This is a genomic window from Vibrio sp. 661 (assembly GCF_033339315.1).
GTDB classification, from domain to species: Bacteria; Pseudomonadota; Gammaproteobacteria; order Enterobacterales; family Vibrionaceae; genus Vibrio; species Vibrio alginolyticus.
Map to the genome: position 1 here is coordinate 1 of NZ_JAWOUJ010000141.1, position 1,033 is coordinate 1,033.

The following is a 1,033-nucleotide window of genomic DNA, read 5'->3' on the forward strand; positions in this document are numbered from 1 at the left end:
ATGCGAGTAATACACTTTTTCAATGTAGTTTTGACCGGAAGAAATCACATGATCAAATTTATTACCTTCAGAGAGATAGACACCAGATGTTGTAGCCAACGCCCATTTGGTTTCGACCAGAATCGCATCATTGATGTACACATAACTATTATTGCTATGTTGATAAAGTTGAAGCAGTGAAAATGAATCAAGTTCATTGGTTTTGATGTTGTAGGTATAAAAATGTGCGCCATCACTGACCCAAATATAATCACCTGATGAACCTATTTTTCTAATTTGCGACCCGGGGTTAAGGCTAAAGACCAACTGCCTTTCTTTGTTTGGGTAGGTCTGATAAACCTCATTTTCGACAAAGGTCCAGAATGACCCTTGATGATACGCAAGCTGCTTTGCGGTCGTTTGCAAAAAACTGCCTGATTTTGGCAGAACATTCTGGCCGTCATAAAAAAGAACGCGGCCATGTACGTCATGAATCCATAGCCCACCTTGCTCGCCCAAGAACAATTTTTTCGCAGCAATAAAAGTGCCCTTAACCTGAGTAGGCAAAGGGTAAAAGATGGCATTTGCGTTGTTCAGCGCAAATGCTTGAGATGATATGAAGAGTCCCCAGAAAATCAGGACAAGTTGGCGAAGCAAGACGAAAACCTTATATATCAATTTATATCAACTCAACTCCCTATAGGCCTTCCGTAGCTCTTGTGAGTAGGGTTATTTTGAGCCGCTAATTATTGATAATGATATCTCAATTCCTTTTATAGAAAAGGTTCGTCTTGCCAAAGGTTGTAATTCTTACTGCTAGATCACGTAAAAGAGACATTTCATCCGCAAAACTACAACTAATTACTCTTATTTAGCCAAACATTGCTCAAAGCTGTCAGCCATGTTGCCTAACAAGTTAAAGTAACTGCCTGGCTCCACTTTGATAGTGCTGCCTAATGGGTCAAGCTCGCCTTTGGCCACATTGCTGCCACGCATCACACTCTCGACAACAGCTGGTGTAAATTGAGGTTCAGAAAACACACAAGCCACGTTA

Annotated in this window: 2 pseudogenes; both read right to left on the reverse strand. The window is 40.9% G+C overall.

What is annotated here, in order from left to right:
- Positions 1 to 636, reverse strand: a pseudogene (locus R7P69_RS25255) (AraC family transcriptional regulator); the annotation flags it as partial.
- 210 nt (positions 637 to 846) lie between these two features.
- Positions 847 to 1,033 (reverse strand): annotated as a pseudogene (locus R7P69_RS25260) (zinc ABC transporter substrate-binding protein); the annotation flags it as partial.